Source organism: Verrucosispora sp. WMMA2121, from assembly GCF_027460185.1.
In the GTDB taxonomy this organism is placed as follows: domain Bacteria; phylum Actinomycetota; class Actinomycetes; order Mycobacteriales; family Micromonosporaceae; genus Micromonospora; species Micromonospora palythoicola.
Map to the genome: position 1 here is coordinate 517,845 of NZ_JAPZBH010000006.1, position 16,956 is coordinate 534,800.

At 72.2% G+C, this 16,956-nt stretch carries 15 protein-coding genes and 3 tRNA genes; 8 read left to right on the forward strand and 10 right to left on the reverse strand.

The genetic code is table 11. The features are described from left to right. Positions 1-42 precede the first annotated feature (42 nt). From O7605_RS11315 to O7605_RS11335, 5 genes are all read right to left on the reverse strand, one after another. Complete coding sequence (locus O7605_RS11315; RefSeq protein WP_269739145.1) at positions 43-1,263, reverse strand: FAD-dependent monooxygenase; 1,221 nt, start codon at positions 1,261-1,263, stop codon at positions 43-45. Further along, positions 1,260-1,856, reverse strand: coding sequence for a PadR family transcriptional regulator (locus O7605_RS11320; protein ID WP_269739146.1), 597 nt, complete (start codon positions 1,854-1,856; stop codon positions 1,260-1,262). Before O7605_RS11320 ends, O7605_RS11315 begins: the two co-directional genes overlap by 4 nt. Before the next feature lie 137 nt (positions 1,857-1,993). Further along, positions 1,994-2,068, reverse strand: a tRNA-Val gene (locus O7605_RS11325). Positions 2,069-2,081: 13 nt separating this feature from the next. After that, positions 2,082-2,152, reverse strand: a tRNA-Cys gene (locus tag O7605_RS11330). 34 nt (positions 2,153-2,186) lie between these two features. Continuing rightward, positions 2,187-2,259: transfer RNA gene (locus O7605_RS11335), tRNA-Gly, on the reverse strand. 176 nt (positions 2,260-2,435) lie between these two features. Between O7605_RS11335 and O7605_RS11340 the strand changes: the two genes are divergently transcribed. Beyond that, the gene (locus O7605_RS11340; protein ID WP_164445494.1) at positions 2,436-3,038 is read left to right on the forward strand and encodes a TetR/AcrR family transcriptional regulator; all 603 of its coding nucleotides are present in this window, start codon (positions 2,436-2,438) and stop codon (positions 3,036-3,038) included. Positions 3,039-3,106: 68 nt separating this feature from the next. Continuing rightward, the gene (locus O7605_RS11345) at positions 3,107-3,682 is read left to right on the forward strand and encodes a TIGR03086 family metal-binding protein (RefSeq protein ID WP_269739147.1); all 576 of its coding nucleotides are present in this window, start codon (positions 3,107-3,109) and stop codon (positions 3,680-3,682) included. Between the two features lie 49 nt (positions 3,683-3,731). Here O7605_RS11345 and O7605_RS11350 read toward each other — a convergent pair whose 3' ends face one another. Next, positions 3,732-4,634, reverse strand: a complete 903-nt coding sequence (locus O7605_RS11350; RefSeq protein WP_269739148.1) for a hypothetical protein — start codon at positions 4,632-4,634, stop codon at positions 3,732-3,734. Between the two features lie 176 nt (positions 4,635-4,810). Here O7605_RS11350 and O7605_RS11355 point away from each other — a divergent pair, with 176 nt between their 5' ends. Both O7605_RS11355 and O7605_RS11360 read left to right on the forward strand, forming a co-directional pair. Continuing rightward, positions 4,811-5,479, forward strand: coding sequence for a class I SAM-dependent methyltransferase (locus O7605_RS11355; protein WP_269739149.1), 669 nt, complete (start codon positions 4,811-4,813; stop codon positions 5,477-5,479). A 9-nt stretch (positions 5,480-5,488) separates the two neighbouring features. Further along, positions 5,489-6,667 (forward strand): cytochrome P450, encoded by a 1,179-nt coding sequence (locus tag O7605_RS11360; RefSeq protein ID WP_269739150.1) that lies wholly within the window; start codon positions 5,489-5,491, stop codon positions 6,665-6,667. A gap of 13 nt (positions 6,668-6,680) precedes the next feature. Here the strand turns inward: O7605_RS11360 and bioD are convergent, their stop codons facing one another. Next, complete coding sequence (bioD, locus tag O7605_RS11365; protein WP_269739151.1) at positions 6,681-7,409, reverse strand: dethiobiotin synthase; 729 nt, start codon at positions 7,407-7,409, stop codon at positions 6,681-6,683. Continuing rightward, positions 7,406-8,542, reverse strand: a complete 1,137-nt coding sequence (locus tag O7605_RS11370) for an 8-amino-7-oxononanoate synthase (RefSeq protein WP_269739152.1) — start codon at positions 8,540-8,542, stop codon at positions 7,406-7,408. Before O7605_RS11370 ends, bioD begins: the two co-directional genes overlap by 4 nt. A gap of 178 nt (positions 8,543-8,720) precedes the next feature. Between O7605_RS11370 and bioB the strand changes: the two genes are divergently transcribed. From bioB to O7605_RS11385, 3 genes are read left to right on the forward strand one after another with little or no spacing between them, the layout of a single operon-like run. Then, positions 8,721-9,716, forward strand: a complete 996-nt coding sequence (gene bioB / locus O7605_RS11375) for a biotin synthase BioB (protein ID WP_269739153.1) — start codon at positions 8,721-8,723, stop codon at positions 9,714-9,716. Further along, positions 9,713-9,913, forward strand: a complete 201-nt coding sequence (gene bsaP, locus O7605_RS11380) for a biotin synthase auxiliary protein BsaP (RefSeq protein ID WP_269739154.1) — start codon at positions 9,713-9,715, stop codon at positions 9,911-9,913. Before bioB ends, bsaP begins: the two co-directional genes overlap by 4 nt. 4 nt (positions 9,914-9,917) lie before the next feature. Continuing rightward, entirely contained in the window at positions 9,918-10,421 is a 504-nt protein-coding gene (locus tag O7605_RS11385; RefSeq protein WP_269739155.1) for a GNAT family N-acetyltransferase, read from the forward strand. 385 nt (positions 10,422-10,806) lie between these two features. Here the strand turns inward: O7605_RS11385 and O7605_RS11390 are convergent, their stop codons facing one another. Continuing rightward, a complete protein-coding gene (locus O7605_RS11390) occupies positions 10,807-13,725 on the reverse strand; it encodes a glycoside hydrolase family 9 protein (RefSeq protein WP_269739156.1) in 2,919 nt (972 codons plus the stop codon). Between the two features lie 473 nt (positions 13,726-14,198). Here O7605_RS11390 and O7605_RS11395 point away from each other — a divergent pair, with 473 nt between their 5' ends. Then, positions 14,199-15,767, forward strand: coding sequence for an aldehyde dehydrogenase family protein (locus tag O7605_RS11395; protein ID WP_269739157.1), 1,569 nt, complete (start codon positions 14,199-14,201; stop codon positions 15,765-15,767). 98 nt (positions 15,768-15,865) lie between these two features. On the opposite strand, the gene O7605_RS11400 is transcribed toward O7605_RS11395, so the two are convergent. Further along, a complete protein-coding gene (locus O7605_RS11400) occupies positions 15,866-16,927 on the reverse strand; it encodes a GNAT family N-acetyltransferase (RefSeq protein ID WP_269739158.1) in 1,062 nt (353 codons plus the stop codon). Positions 16,928-16,956 lie beyond the last annotated feature (29 nt).

The window sequence follows — 16,956 nt, forward strand, 5'->3', positions numbered from 1 at the left end:
CCACGCGTCGGCGACCCGGCGCGGCACGCGCAGCTCGTCGACTCAGGAGCGGCGGGCGGCCAGTTCCGTGGTGACCGGCGCGTCCCAGTCGATCCGGTAGCGCTGCTCCGGGCCGAGCGTCCGCTCCTGGTTGAGGAAGGTACGCAACGCCAGCGGCATCATGATCCGCATCATCCGTTTCGCGACCGGGCCGACCGTCTTGGTGGAGGTCGTCTGCCGACCCCGCCGGAGCACCTTCTCCACCCGCACCCGACGCAAGCGCTCGTACGCGTCGAACGCGGCGGGCACCTCGGCATGGTCCCGCAGACAGCGGGCCAACTGCACGGCGCTCTCCACGGCCAGTGACGCACCCTGGCCGGAGCTGGGCGACGGCGCGTGCACCGCGTCACCCACCAGCACCAGCCGACCGCCGTGCCAACGGGGCACCGACGGCATGCTCTCGATCGATCCGATGGCCACCAGGTCGTCCGGCACGGTGTGGGCGAGCACCTGCCGGGCCGGCACGTCCTCGGCGAACACCTCACGGAGCCGGTGCAGCCACTGCGGTCGGGGGATCCGGCTCGCCTCGGCGTAGCTGGTCGGTCGACGGTCCGGAACGTTCGCGAACCAGGCGGTGCGACCGTCGGGCTGCACCCAGTAGCCGAAGAAGGCCCGAGATCCGAAGACGAAGTACATCGCCTCCGGATCGGCGTCGGGCACCGCGTACGGGGCCGCGCCGCCGAGGTTCAGCAGCGGCAGCACCTGCGGCCCGGGCGCCTGCGGGTCGATGAGCGTACGCACCCGGGACCGGACGCCGTCCGCGCCGATCAGCACGTCGGCGCTGGCCGTGGAGCCGTCGGCGAACCGGGCGAGTACGCCGTCACCGCTCTGCTCGGCGTCGACCAACCGCTTGCCGTACGCGATGCGCACGCCCTGCGCCTCGGCGCGTTCGCGCAGCACCCGGGCCAGGTCGTCGCGCCACAGCCCGAGCGTGACCGGTTCCACCGCCACATGGGGGAAGGCACCGATGCGGCCCCCGCGACCGTCGGTGACCACGGTGCGTCGCATGGGCAGGCCGACCCGCTCGACGGCTCGCTCGGCGTCGACCAGGCGCAGCGCGGCCAGTCCGTTCGGCGCGAGGGTCAGGGTGACTCCGCTCCCCTCGGCCGCCGACGGGTACGCCTCGTGGACGGTGGCCTCGATGCCGGCGCGACGTAGCGCCATCGCGGTCACCGGACCGGCGATCCCGCCGCCGATCACCAGCGCGGTTCGGACGGCTGTCATGCGCGACCTCCCATGGTCTCCTGCCAGGACTTCGCGTAGTCCGGCTGCTTGAGGGACTCGATCAACTCGGTGACGAACCGGCGCTCCGCCTCCAGCAGCGCGAGCGCGTACTGCTCCTCGACCAGGAAGATCCACCCGACACCGTCGGCGCGCGCCTCGTCGATGGTGGTGCGGGTCTCCTCGATCCGGCCGGCGAGCGCCGCCGACCGGCGGCGCAGCACCTCGACCGCCTCGTCGGGCGGAAGCAGGCTGAGCAGCGACAGCGCGACGGCGAAGTGCGGATGCTCCTGGCGGGGCTGGGCCAGCAGGGAACGCAGCCAGTCGTGCACCTCGTGGCGGCCCTCTTCGGTGATCGCGTACACCGTCCGTTCGGGCCGGGCGCTGTCCCGGACCGTCTCCTGCGCGGCGACGAAGCCGGCCCGGGCGAGTTGCTCGATGACCATGTAGAGGGAGCTGCGGGTGTACCGGATGAGCTTGTCCTGACCGGTGTGCTTGAGTCGTCGGCCCAGCTCGTAGGGGTGCATCGGCTCCCACATCAGCCAGGCCAGCACGGCCAGGGCCAGCGGGTTGGGCACTCTCCGACGTCGCTCCACCAGCACTCCTTAGTCAGGAATGACTATCCAGCACTGACTATTGAGTCGTCAACCCGCTGCCGCGGTGCCTCGCCGGAGAGAATGCGAAAGGCCCGCTACCGGATCTCCGGTAACGGGCCTTCATCTGCTGGATCCACTGGTGGGCGATACTGGGTTTGAACCAGTGACCTCTTCCGTGTCAAGGAAGCGCGCTCCCACTGCGCCAATCGCCCTTGCTGTTTACCGAGGTGGGGACGGGATTTGAACCCGCGTACACGGCTTTGCAGGCCGTTGCCTCGCCTCTCGGCCACCCCACCGAGGTTGCCCCCGTCACGCGTGGCGGCAGCTCCGAGCGGACGACGGGACTCGAACCCGCGACCCTCACCTTGGCAAGGTGATGCGCTACCAACTGCGCTACGTCCGCACGCCCCGGGGCGTACCCGGTGACGGATGAGAACTCTAGCCGAGCGGTGGATCGGATGCCAAATCGGGCTCCCGTCCCGGCGAGTCCGGAACTGTCCGGCTTCCGACTGTCGCAAGCCGGATCAACAGGGGTTTGGTGACCGGCCGTATCCGTTTCGATCGGATACGGTGACGGACGTGACGAGACGTGCGGCGGAAATCCGCCTGGATGCCCTGCTGCGCACCGCATGTGACGTGATCGGGCAGCGCGGGTTGGCCAACACCCGCACGGCTGATGTGGCGCAGGCCGCCGGGGTGAGCCAGGCACTTGTCTTCTACCACTTTGCCACCAAGGAGCGGCTGCTCGCCCAGGCCTTCGCGTACGCGGTCGAGCAGGATCTGGCCCGGCTCGACGCGGTCACCCGTTCCAGCGCCCCGCCGCTGACCAAGCTCCGTCGCATCCTGCGCCTCTACACCCCGGCCGGGCGGGCCACCTCCTGGTCCATGTGGATCGACGGCTGGGCGGAGTCGCTGCGTACCCCCGAGCTGGAGAAGGTCTCCCGCAAGCTGGACCTGCGGTGGCGGCAGGACCTGGCCACGGTGATCGCCGACGGGGTCCGGGAGGGCAGCTTCGTCTGCGCCGACCCGGCCGGGGCCGCCTGGCGGATCAGCGCCGTGATGGACGGCCTGGCGGTGCAGCTCGCGGTGCACGACCGGGTGATCTCCCGCCGACAGTTCGCCGAATGGGTACGCCTGGTGACCGCCCGCGAACTCGGGCTCGATCCGGAGCAGCTGGAGTAGACGGCCCCGGTTACCGACGCCACCGAATCCGGCGGGTTACCCGCGCCAGCGGCGGGAACAAAGGCGACATGGAGCTGCTGAAGACGTACCGGCGCAGCCTGGCCGAGTTCACCGACCGGGTGGAACAGGTACACCCCGGCCAATGGTCGGCCGCCACCCCCTGCCCCGGCTGGGACGTCCGCACACTTGTCAACCACGTGGTCAGCGAGGAACGGTGGAGCGTGCCGCTGCTCGCCGGCCGCACCATCGACGAAGTCGGTGACCGCTACGACGGCGACCAACTCGGCACCGACCCGATCGAGGTCGCCCGCGAGGCCGCGGCGCAGGCCGAGGTCGCCGCCACCAGCCCGGGCGCGCTGGAGCGGACCGTACACCTGTCGGCCGGCGCCACTCCCGCCGAGGAGTACCTGCACCAGCTGCTGGCCGAACATCTGATACACGGCTGGGACCTGGCGGTGGCGATCGGCGCGGACCCCACGATGGACGCCGACGCGGTGGCCGAGGCGGCCCGCTGGTACTCCCGCCACGTCGCGGACTACCGGCGCGACGGGCTCGTCGAACCCGAGGTCGAGCTGCCCGCCGGGGCCGGTGAACAGGACCGCCTCCTCGCCGCCTTCGGGCGGAACCCGGACTGGGCACCGTGACGCGACGCCACGGTGGGCCGGTTCGCGACCGCGCCCACCGTGGCCCGGATCAACTGAGGTAACCGTCGTCGCGGGGTACCGTCCGCCACCGGCTCCGCGGGTCCGGCCGTCGGTCCCAGTGCCCGGGCGTCGGACCGCCGACATCGACCGCGGGCTCCGGCTCCCGAGTCAGCTGCCGCAGCCGCAGCAGCAGGCCCACCCCGAGGAAGAGCAGCAGACCACCGAGGAGGAAGGCCACCTCGGTCAGCCCCAGCCCGCTGCCGGTCTGGTTCCCGGCGGCGTCGGCGTCCGGCGGATCGGCCGCCCCGCCCGCGTACCCCGCGTCGTCGGCGGGATCGCTCTCCTCCTCGGTCGGATCCACCGTCGGCACCTCGGTCGGATCCTCCGTCGGGTCCTCCGTCGGCGCCTGCGACGGGGTGGGTGGCGCGGTCGTGGGGCGGGCCTGGCCGCCCCGACCCACCACCTCGCGGGTCGCGGTCTGGCGGGACAGCAACCGCAGATTTCGGTCGTACGCCTCAGCGGCGAGGCTCACCCGACCCCGGTCGACGTCCCGGTCGAAGGCGATCCGGTACTGCGCGGTGACCGTACGCCCCGGGCAGAGCGTGCCCGGGTCGAGCTGACGGTCGGTCAGCCGGGCCGCGTCACCCTCGGCGCGCACCTCCACCGGGAACGAACCGGTCTCCTCGATCCGGTCCACCCGCACCTGGTCCAGTCGCAACCCCTGCACACCCAGCACCAACGACCAGCGGACCTTGATGCAGTCGCCCTGATCGTCGCGGGACACCACAGCGGAGACCGTCGCCACCCGCCCACCGGCGGTGAACTGGTCCGGCAGGCCGCCGAGTTCGGTGGCGAACGCCGCGTGCGCCGGCGCGGCCATGGCGAAGTCCACCCCGGTGAGACATGCCAGTGCCACCCCGATCCGTAGCGTGTGACGCCACAGCCTCTTCACGATCCGTCCTCCCGTTGGTCGCCTCCATTGGCAACGCTAGGAGCGCGGGGAGCCACCCGGTAGACGGGCGTGTTCGCACGTACCGTGAAGCGAGATGCCCGATTTCACGTACGGTATTGAACCGCCTACGGATCACCCCCGACACGCCGAACACGGCGACGGTGGACAATCACCGGATGTCCGCGCTCTCCGCCGCCTTCGTCCGGCTGCACGCCCGGCTCACGCCCGTCGCCTTCGTACCCGAGGTGCGGTTGCACCAGGCGGACGAGCCGATCGGGTTGTGGGAGCTGACCGAGGGCGAGTTCCGTAGCGACCGGCCGCCACCGTTCTGGGCCTTCGCCTGGGCCGGCGGCCAGGGCCTGGCGCGCTACGTCACCGACCACCCGGAGACGGTCGCCGGCCGCCGGGTGCTCGACCTGGCCTCCGGCTCCGGCCTGGTGGCCATCGCCGCCGCCCGGGCCGGCGCGGCCGCCGTCCGCGCCGTGGAGATCGACGAACTGGCCGTCGCGGCGGTCGCGCTCAACGCCGAGGCCAACGGGGTACGCGTCGACGCCGAACTCGGCGACATCCTCGACGGCGACGCCCACGACGCCGAGGTGGTCCTGGCCGGCGACGTCTTCTACAGCGAGGCGATGGCCAACCGGGTGCTGCGGTTCCTGCTGCGCGCCACCCGGGCCGGGGCGTCGGTGCTGGTCGGTGACCCGGGTCGGGCTTTCCTGCCCCGGGAACGCTTCGACGAACTCGCCGCCTACCAGGTGCCGGTGAGCGAGGCGCTGGAGAGCGTACGGGTGAAGCGCACCACGGTGTGGCGGTTGCGCGCCGGGCGCCCGACGGCGGCCGACTAGCGTGACGCCGTGCTGTTCCGCAGCTGGGAACGGGCCCCGGCAGGTACCGGGGTCGGCCCCGCCCACTGGCCCGACGTGGCCCGGGTGGCCGACCACGTGGGCGTCGAGCACCTGCTGGTGACCCGGCACGCTCTGGTGCGGCAGGTGCTCACCGACCCCACGACGTTCCGACCCGACAACGCACTGGACGCGGTGACCCCGATGCCGGTGGCCGCGCTGCGGGTGCTCGCCGCCCACCGGTTCCGGCTGCCGCCGACGCTGGCCAACAACGGTGGTGCCACCCACCCGGAGATCCGCGCCCTGGTCGCCGCGGCGCTGCATCCGGCACGGGTGGCCGCCCAACAGGACTGGCTGGCCACGCTGGTCCGGCAGCGGATCGCCGAGCTGACCGCCGCCCTGGACACCGGCGCACGGGTCGACCTGCACGCGGGTCTCGCCGCCGACCTGCCGCTGCTGGTCCTGGCCCGGCTGGTCGACCTGCCCGACGCGCCCGTCACGGCGGTGAAGGAGTTCGCCCGCGCGGCGCTGGAACTCTTCTGGGCGCCGCTCGACGTCGACCGGCAGCAGGCGCTCGCCGCCGAGGTGGGGCGGTTCCACCGGCTGCTGCGGGAGTTCGCCGCCACCGGTGACGGTCTGGTCGCGTCCCTGCGCGCCGCCGGGCACCCGCCCGACGTGGTCGTCGGCGCGCTGTTCTTCCTGCTGGTCGCCGGGCAGGAGACCACCTCGCAGTTCCTCACCCTGCTGCTGCACCGACTCGCCGGTGAGCCGACGGTGCTCGCCGGGCTGCGCGACGGCTCGGTCGACGTGGCTGACGTGGTGGAGGAGGGGCTGCGACTGGAACCGCCGATCGTCACCTGGCGGCGGGTCGCCGCCGTGGACACCACGCTGGGCGGGACGGGGGTGCCGGCGGGCAGCAGTGTGGTGTTGTGGCTGGCCCGAGCCGGACGCGACCCATCGGTCGTGCAGTCGCCGGACGAGTTCCGGCCGGGGCAACCTGGGTCGCGCCGGCACCTGGCCTTCGGGGCGGGCGCGCACCGCTGCGTCGGCGACCAACTCGCCCGGATGGAAGCCGCCACGCTGGTGCGCGAGGCGGCGCCGCTGCTGACCGGGGTACGCGTGGTGCGCCCACCCCACTACCCCGACAATCTCACCTTCCGGATGCCCGACGCCTTCGTCGTCCGCCGCTGACCGGCACCGCCGCTCAGGTGGTCTCGTCGGCCCAGGCGCGCCAGTCGTCGAGCACGCCGTACAGCGCCGGGGTGAGCCAGCCCGGCGCCGAACGCCGGAACACTCCCGGGTCCATCGCTCCGGCGCCGGCTGGCAGCGCGCCGAGCAGATTTGGCAGCAGGTCGCTGAGGTTCGCCCAGTGCACCAGTTCCGGCTCGGTCGGCCAGGCGCCGATCACCACGCCCGCCGGCACGGCCCGCCGTTCGAGGGCCTCCAGGGTGAGCGCGGTGTGGTTGAGGGTGCCCAGGCCGGCCCGCGCCACCACCACCGCCGCGGCGCCGAGCGACACCGCCAGGTCGGCGACCGTCCACGGCTCACCGGAGGGCCGCAGGCCCATCGGTACGAGCAGCCCGCCCGCCCCCTCGACCAGCACCAGATCGTGCTTGTCGGCCTCGTCCCGCACCGCGTCCACCGCGTTGTACAGCTCCAGCGGTGGCAGTTCGGCCACCCGGGCGGCGGCCAGCGGCGCGAGCGGGTCCGGGAAGCTGGCGAGCGTACGGCCGGTCATCGGGGCGGCCAGCCGGGTGACCGTCTCGACGTCGGCGGGGTCGCCGGTGGCCGTACCGGTCTGGCCCGGTTTGACCACCGCGACCCGCAGCCCGGCCGCCTGCGCCGCAGCCGCTATCGCCGCGGTCACCACCGTCTTGCCGACCTCGGTGTCGGTGCCGGTGACCAGCACCGGCCCGCGCCACTGATCCGTCATGGCGCACACTCCACGATGACCTCCAGGGCGTGTTCGAAATCCCCCCGTGGCACCCCGGCGCTGATCGTCAGCCGCAGCCTCGACCGGCTGTCGGGGGTGGAGGGCGGGCGGAAACAGCCGACCGCCACCCCCCGGTCCCGGCAGGCGGCGGCCCACGCCGTCGCCGCCTCCGGGCTGGGCGCGGTGACCGAGACGACGGCGGCGTCGGCAGCGGAGACGTCCAGGCCGGCGGCGCGCAGCCGGCCGACCGTGCGGGCGGCCCGCTCGGCCAGTTCGGCGCGCCGGCCGGCACCGGAGCGGGCCAGCCCGACGGCGGCCCGCACCCCGGCCGCCACCACCGGCGGCAGGGCGGTGTCGTAGATGAAGGTCCGCGCGGTCTCCACCAGGTGCCGGACGAACTCGGCCGGGCCGGCCACCACACCACCGGCCCCGCCGAGCGCCTTGGACAGCGTCGCGGTGACCACCACGTCGGGTTCGCCGGTCAGCCCGGCCCCGGCCACCGCGCCGGCGCCGTCCGGGCCGACCACGCCCAGCGCGTGCGCGTCGTCGACGAGCAGCAACGCGCCGTGTTCGCGGGCGGTGGCGTGCAGTTGAGCCAGCGGGGCGAGGTCACCGTCGACGGAGAAGATCGACTCGGTGACCACCACCGCCGGCCGGCCCGGAGCGGCGGCGAGAGCGGCGGCGACCGCGGCCACGTCGGCGTGCGGTGTCACCACCGTCTCCGCACCGGAGATCCGGCAGCCGTCGATGAGGGAGGCGTGGTTGTGCGCGTCGGAGATCAGCAGCGTACGGGGACGCACCAGCGCGCGGACCGCACCGAGGTTGGCCAGGTACCCGGAGGAGAAGACGAGCGACCGGTCGGTGCCGAGCCAGTCCGCGAGTGTCTCCTCAAGGGTGTGGTGCACGTCGGTGGAGCCACGGACCAGCCGTGAGCCGGTCGCACCCAGCCCGTACGCGGAAAGGGCCTGCGCGGCGGCGGCGATCACCTCCGGGTGCCGGGCCAGCCCCAGGTAGTCGTTGCCGGCCAGGTCGATCACGCCGTCGGCGGCGGCGCGTGGGCGCAGCCGGCGGGTCAGCCCCGCCTTCGCCCGCAGCTCGGCGCGGCGGTCCAGTGCCGCCAGCCAGTCCGCCACCGCCACGTCCCTCCCCCGCCGGTTCCCGCCGTCAGGCGCTTCCGCCGGGCGAAGTTACCACCCGCCGGACCTGCCCCGGCGTGGCGTGGTGCGGCTCGCCGCACCACGCCGAGACCGCTCCGCGCCCACCGTCCGCGCTCGTTTACCGCCCGCGAAGGGGCCTTGTAGGGTACGTGCCATGCCAGAGATCCTCGACCAGGCCCGGGAGCAGGTGCTGCACAACGGCGTCGGCCTCGACGAGGCCGGTGTCCTCGCCGTGCTGAACCTGCCCGACGAGCACCTGTCCGCCACCCTCCAGCTCGCCCACGACGTGCGGATGCGCTGGTGCGGCCCGGAGGTCGAGGTCGAGGGCATCGTGTCGCTGAAGACCGGTGGCTGCCCGGAGGACTGCCACTTCTGTTCCCAGTCCGGCCTGTTCACCTCGCCGGTGCGGTCGGTGTGGCTGGACATTCCCTCGCTGGTCCAGGCGGCGAAGCAGACCGCCGCGACCGGGGCGACCGAGTTCTGCATCGTGGCCGCCGTGCGCGGGCCGGACGACCGGCTGATGAAGCAGATGCGGGAGGGCGTCGCCGCGATCAGGGCCGAGGTCGACATCCAGGTCGCCGCCTCGCTGGGCATGCTCACCCAGGAGCAGGTCGACGAGCTGGTCGACATGGGGGTGCACCGCTACAACCACAACCTGGAGACCTGCCGGTCGTACTTCCCGAACGTGGTCACCACGCACTCCTGGGAGGAGCGGTGGGAGACCCTGCGGATGGTCCGCGAATCCGGCATGGAGGTCTGCTGCGGCGGCATCCTCGGCCTCGGTGAGACCGTCGAGCAACGGGCGGAGTTCGCCGCGCAGCTGGCCGAGCTGGACCCGCACGAGGTGCCGCTGAACTTCCTCAACCCTCGGCCCGGCACGCCGCTGGGCGACCGCCCGGTGGTCGAGGGCAGGGACGCGCTGCGGGCCATCGCCGCGTTCCGGCTGGCCATGCCGCGCACCATCCTGCGGTACGCGGGCGGCCGGGAGATCACTCTGGGTGATCTCGGTACCCGCGACGGGCTGCTCGGCGGCATCAACGCCGTGATCGTCGGCAACTACCTGACCACTCTCGGCCGACCGGCCACTGATGACCTCAAGCTGCTCGACGAGCTGAAGATGCCGGTCAAGGCGCTGTCGGCGACCCTGTGACGGCAGCCGTGACGGGTCAGACCTGGTGCGACAGATGCGGGGAGGCGGCAGCGTCCGGCGCCCACGAGCAGTGTGCGGCGGCCCGTGCCCTGGAGCCGCCGCGGTACTGCGCCCGGTGCCGCCGCCGGATGAAGGTGCAGGTGCTGCCGGTCGGCTGGTCAGCGATCTGCGTGGAACACGGCGAGATTCGGAGCTGAGCGGATGCTGCGCGGCACGGCGGTGACCCTACGACCGGCGACGGCCGCCGACGTGCCCGCGCTGGCGAGGATCCGCGCCGAGCCCGAGGTACGCCGCTGGTGGCGCGGTGGCGACGACCTGGTCGCGGCCGTCGAGGCGGATCTCGCCGAGGAGAGCGTCTCGGTGTACGCGATCGAGCACGGCGACCGGGTCGTCGGCGCGATCCAGTGGCACGCCGAGGAGGACCCGGACTACCGGCACGCCGGCCTCGACATCTTCCTCGACCCCTCGGTGCGCGGCGCCGGGCTGGCCGGGGACGCCATCCGCGTGCTGATCCGGCACCTGATCGAGGTGCATGGTCACCACCGCTTCACCATCGACCCGGCGGCGGCGAACACCGCCGCCATCCGGGCGTACGCGAAGGTGGGGTTCCGGACCGTCGGCGTGATGCGCCGCTACGAACGTGGTGAGGACGGCCGCTGGCACGACGGCCTGCTGATGGACCTCCTCGCCGACGACCTGCGCTGACGCCGCCCGGGCGGACTCGTCCGGCGGAGCCCTGCCCTCCCCGACGCACGGCTCCTGACAGACCGTGAGGTCTGCCCCCTGCAGCCCACTCCACTCTGCTCCCTTTGCTCTGCTTCAACCGACGCAACACTCACCGACAGTGACGGCAATCGTCGCCTGCTTGGCTGCTGGCCAATGCGAAGCCCCTGCTCAGGCGCTATTGCGTAGGTTGAAGCAGAGCAAAGCGTGCGAAGTGAGGCAAAGGTCTGACGCCGCCTATGCCACGCAGAGCGAGCATCGCTCGCTGTGCGTGGCATGTCACCCAGGAACGGTCGTTCCTGGGTGACATGCCAGCGCGGCGCCTTACACCGGCCGGCCGGCGGCGACCGGGAGACCGGTACTCGTCTCAGCCGATGGTGCAGGTGGCGCCGTTGAGCGTGAACGTGGTGGGCTTCGGGTTGCTGCCGGTGTGCGTGCCGTTGAAGCCGATGCCGACCGACGCGCCCGGTGCCAGGTTGCCGTTGTACGACATGTTGGTGGCGGTCACCGCCGCACCGGTCTGGGCGTAGGTGGCCGACCAGCCCTGGCCGACCCGCTGCCCGGCGTTCGGGAAGCTGAACGCCAGTGTCCAGCCGTTGATCGCGGTCGTGCCGGTGTTGGTGATGGTGATGTTCGCGGTGAAGCCGGTGCTCCAGTCGTTGGTGCCGTAGGTGACCCGGCAGGGCGACGTGGGCAGCGGCGCCGAGGTGGTCACCATCACCGTCTGCGAGGGCGGCGAGGCGTTGCCGGCGGCGTCGATCGCGACCACGTAGAACGGGGTCGTGCTGTCCGGAGTCAAGCCGGTCAGCCGGTAGGTCGGCTCGGTGACCGTGTCGATCAGGGTGTCGACCAGGTACGAACGGTAGATCCGGTACCCGACGACGCCCACGTTGTCGGTCGACGGAGCCCAGGTCAGCGTCGCACCGGTCGAGGTGACGGCGGAGACCGTGGGCGTGCCCGGCGTGGTCGGTGGGACGGTGTCCCCCGTGTCCACGGCGGGAGTCGTCACGCTCAGCGACGGTGACGAGAAGGACGTGTTGCCGGCCCTGTCCCGGGCCACCACGCTGAACTCGTACGTCCGGGCCGGCAGCACGTCGATCGTCAGCGAGTTGGTGCTGGCGTTGCTCAACACGATCGCGTCGCTGCCGATTTGGCGGGTGCTGACGAGGTAGACGTCGATCCCGCTGCCGGAGTCGGTGGACGGTGCCCAGGTCAGGCTCACCGACCGGGAGGTGACCGAGGTGGCCACCGGGGTGCCGGGGGTGGTCGGCCGGGTGGTGTCGGGGGCGTCCGGCGCGGGCTCCGAACCCCACACCACCTCGCCCCCGGAGTAGAGCGGCACGTTGCGGTTCGGCCCGGCGGTGGCCTGGTACGACGGGTCGTTCGCCGGGTTCCAGGTGCCGCCCTCGGGCACACCGACCTTGAACTGCACCTCCATCCGGTGCTGCGACTGGCCGGCCGGGGCGATGGTGTGCCCGGTGCAGTCGACCTCGACGTACCAGAGATCGCCGCTGGCCTGACGGGCGGTGGTCGGTGCCGGGCAGCCCTGGGTGTAGCTGGAGGTCACCTGCACCGGGCCGGTGCCGTCGGGCCGGAAGTAGTAGCGGAACTTCGCGTCGGTCAGCGCCCGGGCCGGGAAGGCCGACTTGTTGTAGATGATCGCCTTGATGCCGGTGGCTCGGGTCTCGTTCTGCATGACCGTGGTCTCCACGGTCAGCTCGTCGATGTCGGGCTGCTCGGGGACCGGGAAGTTGGCCAGCGGGGTGCCGCCGTACTCCTGGGAGAGCCGGGCCAGCGCGGAGGTGAAGCCGGCGTTGTAGTCGGTGGCGACCTCGTTCATCACGTAGTCGGACCGGTTGTCGGTGTACGCGTCGTTCGGCGAGGACGGCCCGCCGACCAGCGCGCCGTAGAGGGTGTGCCGGGTCTCGGTGGGTACGGTCTGGCTGTCCCACCAGGAACCGTGCGCGGTGCGGTGGTGCGGATTCTTCGGCGGATTGGTGCCGAAGCCGATCACGTAGCTGGAGTTGCGGGGGTTGTCACCGAGCGCGTAGTTGATCTGCCGGACGGCGAAGTCGTGGTAGCGCGCCTTGCGGGTCGCGTCGGTGGTCTTGTCGCTGTAGACCAGTGCGGCGAACGCGGTGTTGGCGGCGTACCGCAGGGCACCCCACGAGTCGAGCACCGCCATCCCGCCGGGCGAGTACCGGACCCGTTCGCCGTTGACCCCGACGGTCCAGAAGTCCAGCCACCGGTTGGCGTCGTCGACGTACTTCTGCTTGCCGGTCAGGTTGGCCAGCAGCACGTACGCCCCGAACTGCTTGTTGTCCCAGGCGACGGTCCACTTGTACGAACGGGTGGTGGTCTGCGGCTCGGTACCGAGCTTGTCGTACTCGCTCTCCGCCTTGGCCAGGTACGCGGCGTCACCGGTGGCCCGGTACAGCCAGATCGCGCCCCAGACCAGTTCGTCCTGGTAGCCGCTCCAGGACCGGTAGAAGCTGGTCGCGTCGGTGATGCACTCGTGGTAGTTCTTCCGCACCGTGTCGGCGAAGGTGTAGAGCTGGCGCGCGTGGGTCAGCAGCTTGTCGGCGTACGCGGCGTCGGTGGGCCGGAACACCATGGACGAGGCGGCCATCGCGGCGGCGGTCTCCCCCGCCAGGTCCGCGCCGCCGCAGCTCGCGTCGATCTTGTACGCGGGCCGCGCCATCGGCATCACCTCGGCCGGTCCCCACCACTTGTGGTCGTCGTCGCCGTTGCCCACCTGTCCGTAGAGGACGTTCGGCGACGGGTGCGCCTTGACGAAGTAGTCGTTGACGTACCGCAGGTTGTTCAGCAGGTGGGTGAGCTGGCCGGAGGCGGCGTACCCGGACCGGTACTCGACCGCGCCCCAGGCCAGCATGGTGGCGCTGAACGCCATCGGGAAGCCGAACTTCACGTGGTCACCGGCGTCGTACCAGCCGCCGGTGAGGTCGACTCCGACGTCCGAGCCGTCACGGAGCGCCGAGTCGCCACGCCACGAGACGCGGTTCCAGTCCGGCAGTTTCCCGGACTGCTGCGCCTCGTAGAACAGCAGGGACTTCTGCAGCGCCTCCGCGTAGTTGAAGGCCGGTGCCGCGGCGGTGGTCGCGGCACCGTCGGTCGGCGCGGCGGCGGCACCGGTGGCGGGTACGCCGAGCGCGAGCGTGCCGCCGGCGGCGAGCGCGGTGACGGCCGCCAGCATCCGGCGGGGCCAGGGCTGGTCCGGCCGGTGTCGACGGCCGTGGGGACGGCCCGGCCGGGTCGGTTCGTGCATGCGACTACTCCTGTCGATGCGTGGTCGGCAGCACCGACGGAGGCGAGGCCAGGTCGGACGGAACGGGCTGCCGACAGTGGTGGCGAGGTGGCTCCAACAGGACCGGGAGCGCTCCCATGGATATCCAGCAATGTAATGCTCAGGTCACCGCTTTGTGAAGACCGACAACCAACCCGACGGCAGCCCGTCCACAGATCTGCGGTTGTGACACCGCGACACGGCTGCGGGCGTACTCACCAGTAACAAAGGGGTCTTCTTCACATCATCGACATCCGTCTATTGGCTTGCCGGGAAGTGCCAGGTGAATCCAGATCTTCGAGGCGGCGAACGCGCGTCCACTCAGGACGCTCGACGACGCGTCGCCCTGATATACGGACCGTACTGTTGCCGTCGCACTGGGCCGCAGGCGACAGTACGCGGCACCTGGCGGCACCCGTCGACGGCCGCTCCCCCGCCCACCTGAGGAGATCGCGATGGCTCTACGACTCGCCGACGGAACCTCCTGGTCCGACACTCTCGCCCGGGCGGTGGCCGCCGCCGCGGAGGCGTTCGACCACCCGGCCGACGGCACCGTCACGCTACGGAACCTGGTCGGCGGCGAGTGGCGCACCGGCGGCGCGCCGACGCCGGCGCGTACCCCGGTCGACAACAGTGTGCTCGTCAACCTGGCACGGCTGGACGCGGCGACCGCGCACGACGCGGTGACCCACGCCGCCACCGCCCACGCCACCTGGGCCGACACTCCGCTGGCCGAACGCCGGGCGCGGGTCATCGACGCGCTGGACGCCCTCACCGCCCACCGCGACCTGCTGGCCCTGCTGCTGGTCTGGGAGATCGGCAAGCCGTGGCGACTGGCCTGCGCCGACGTCGACCGCGCCCTCGACGGGGTGCGCTGGTACGTCGACGAGATCGACCGGATGCTCGCCGACGGCCGTACCCCGCTGCCCGGCCCGGTCAGCAACATCGCCTCGTGGAACTACCCGATGAGCGTGCTGGTGCACGCCGAACTGGTGCAGATGCTCGCCGGCAACGCGGTCATCGCCAAGACGCCGTCGCAGGGCGGCGCGGTCTGTCTGACCGTGGCGCATGCCCTGCTGCACCGCGCCGGGCTGCCCGCCACGCTGCTCTCCGGCAGCGGCGAGGCGCTGTCCGAGGTGCTGGTGCGGGCGCCCGAGATCGGCGCGGTGGCCTTCGTCGGTGGCCGCTCCAACGGAGGAAAGGTGGCCGCCGCCCTGCTCGACTCGAACAAGCGACATTTCATCGAGCAGGAGGGCCTCAACGCCTGGGGCGTGTGGAACTTCTCCCAGTGGGACCTGCTCGCCGCGCATCTCAGGAAGGGCTTCGAGTACGGCAAGCAGCGCTGCACCGCGTACCCCCGGTTCGTGGTCCAGCGGGATCTGGTCGACGAGTTCCTCGACATGTACCTGCCGGTGGTCCGCTCGGTCCGGTTCGGGCACCCGCTCGCGGTCGACGAGACCTGGCGGGCCGGCGACCCGCTGCCGGAGCTGGACTTCGGCCCGCTGATCAGCGCCGCCAAGGCCGACGAGTTGCACCGGAAGGTCGACGAGGCGGTACGCGGCGGCGCCGTTCCGTTGTACCGGGGCAAACTCGACTGCGCGCCGTTCCTGCCCGGGCAGGACACCTCGGCGTACGTCGCGCCGTCGGTGCTGCTCGCCCCGCCCGGCCGATCCCGGCTGATGCACGCCGAGCCGTTCGGCCCGGTCGACACCATCGTCGTGGTGGACACCACCGACGAGTTGCTGGCCCAGATGAACGCCTCCAACGGCGCGCTGGTGGCCTCCCTCGCCTGCGACGACACCGACGAGGCGGCGAAGCTGGCGGTCGACCTGCAGGCCTTCAAGGTGGGCGTCAACAAACCCCGCTCACGGGGCGACCGCCAGGAGCCGTTCGGCGGGCGGGGCGCCTCCTGGAAGGGTGCGTTCGTCGGCGGGGACCTGCTGGTCCAAGCCGTCACCGTGGGCGACGACGACCGCCTCTACGGCAACTTCCAGGACCGCACCGCCCTGCCGCCGAACCTCTGACCAGGGGTCGACCAGAAGCACGCGGTGGGCAGGACTCCCGCACCGGGAGCCCTGCCCACCTCACCGGCCTCCGCACCGGAGGTCGGTCGTCTGAGCCGTCAGCCGGCGGTTTCCGCCGTCGCCGGGGCCTCGGCGGCCAACGGCACGGTCATGGTCAGCAGGCCACCGTCCCGCTGGACGGTGGTCGGCCGGGACAACCGGCGCAGCGTACGCAGCATCGGGGTGTTGTCCGCCTGGACGTGCAGCACCATCGCCGCGTAGCCGGCCGACTCGGCCTGCCGGGTCAGCCGGCGTAGCAGCGTCGAACCGAGCCCACGGCGCTGCCAGTCGTCGCGTACCAGCAACGCCAGCTCGGCCTCGTCACCCTCGGCGAGCAGGTTGGCCATCGCGACGACCGACTCCGCCGCCCCGCCGGAGCCGGTCGTCGCGGCGACCAGGGTCAGCCCGCGGGCCGGCTCCAGCAGCCGGCGCAGTCGGGCCGGAGCGGGCAGACCCGCGCCGCCCAGGTAACGGCGCTGCCGGCTGCGCGCCGAGCAGGCCTGATGCAACTCGACCACCGCCGTCAGGTCGTCCGCGACGGCGGGACGTACGGTCAGTTCGGCACCGTCGGGCAGCACCACGGTGACCTGCTCGGTGCTGCGGCGGACGGCGGTGGCCCCCAGTTCGAGCAGTGCCTGGGCCCGGGCGTACTCGGCCGGGGTGAAGCTCGGCGCGAGCCGGCGCAGGGTGTACGACCCGCCGTTCGGGTCGGCCAGCAGCATCGTGTTGCCGTCGATCCCGGGGCGGGCCAGGGCGGGCGCGGCCCGCCAGGTCACCTCGTCGGCACCGAGCAGCGCCCGGAGCACCTCACCTGTGGCATCCGGATCGTGCACCAGCCGGGTCGCCAGCCCGAGCACCCGGGTCGGCTGGTCGGCCAGGCCACGCGCCTCACTGCGCGCCACCCAGCAGTCCCGCCCCCGGCCCCGTTCGACGGCGGCGAGCAGTCCCGCCTCGTCGAGGGTGTCCGGCGCGTCGACGAGGAAATCGTCGACGGCACCGTGCTCGGTGGTGTGCACCTGCACGGTGAGGATGTTGACTCCACGCAACGCGAGGCTCGCCGTGAGCACCGACAGGTAGCCCGGCCGGTCGTCCACGGTGGCTCGGATCCGCCACAGCGTCATCGTTGCCTCCCTTCGCCTGCCACCCTCGT

Excerpts from the sequence above, each read along its gene's own strand:
- O7605_RS11315 (WP_269739145.1), bottom strand. The coding sequence starts at position 1,263 with ATGACAGCCGTCCGAACCGCGCTGGTGATCGGCGGCGGGATCGCCGGT.
- O7605_RS11345 (WP_269739147.1), top strand. The coding sequence starts at position 3,107 with ATGGAGCTGCTGAAGACGTACCGGCGCAGCCTGGCCGAGTTCACCGAC.
- O7605_RS11355 (WP_269739149.1), top strand. The coding sequence starts at position 4,811 with ATGTCCGCGCTCTCCGCCGCCTTCGTCCGGCTGCACGCCCGGCTCACG.
- bioD (WP_269739151.1), bottom strand. The coding sequence starts at position 7,409 with ATGACGGATCAGTGGCGCGGGCCGGTGCTGGTCACCGGCACCGACACC.
- bioB (WP_269739153.1), top strand. The coding sequence starts at position 8,721 with ATGCCAGAGATCCTCGACCAGGCCCGGGAGCAGGTGCTGCACAACGGC.
- O7605_RS11385 (WP_269739155.1), top strand. The coding sequence starts at position 9,918 with ATGCTGCGCGGCACGGCGGTGACCCTACGACCGGCGACGGCCGCCGAC.
- O7605_RS11390 (WP_269739156.1), bottom strand. The coding sequence starts at position 13,725 with ATGCACGAACCGACCCGGCCGGGCCGTCCCCACGGCCGTCGACACCGG.
- O7605_RS11395 (WP_269739157.1), top strand. The coding sequence starts at position 14,199 with ATGGCTCTACGACTCGCCGACGGAACCTCCTGGTCCGACACTCTCGCC.
- O7605_RS11400 (WP_269739158.1), bottom strand. The coding sequence starts at position 16,927 with ATGACGCTGTGGCGGATCCGAGCCACCGTGGACGACCGGCCGGGCTAC.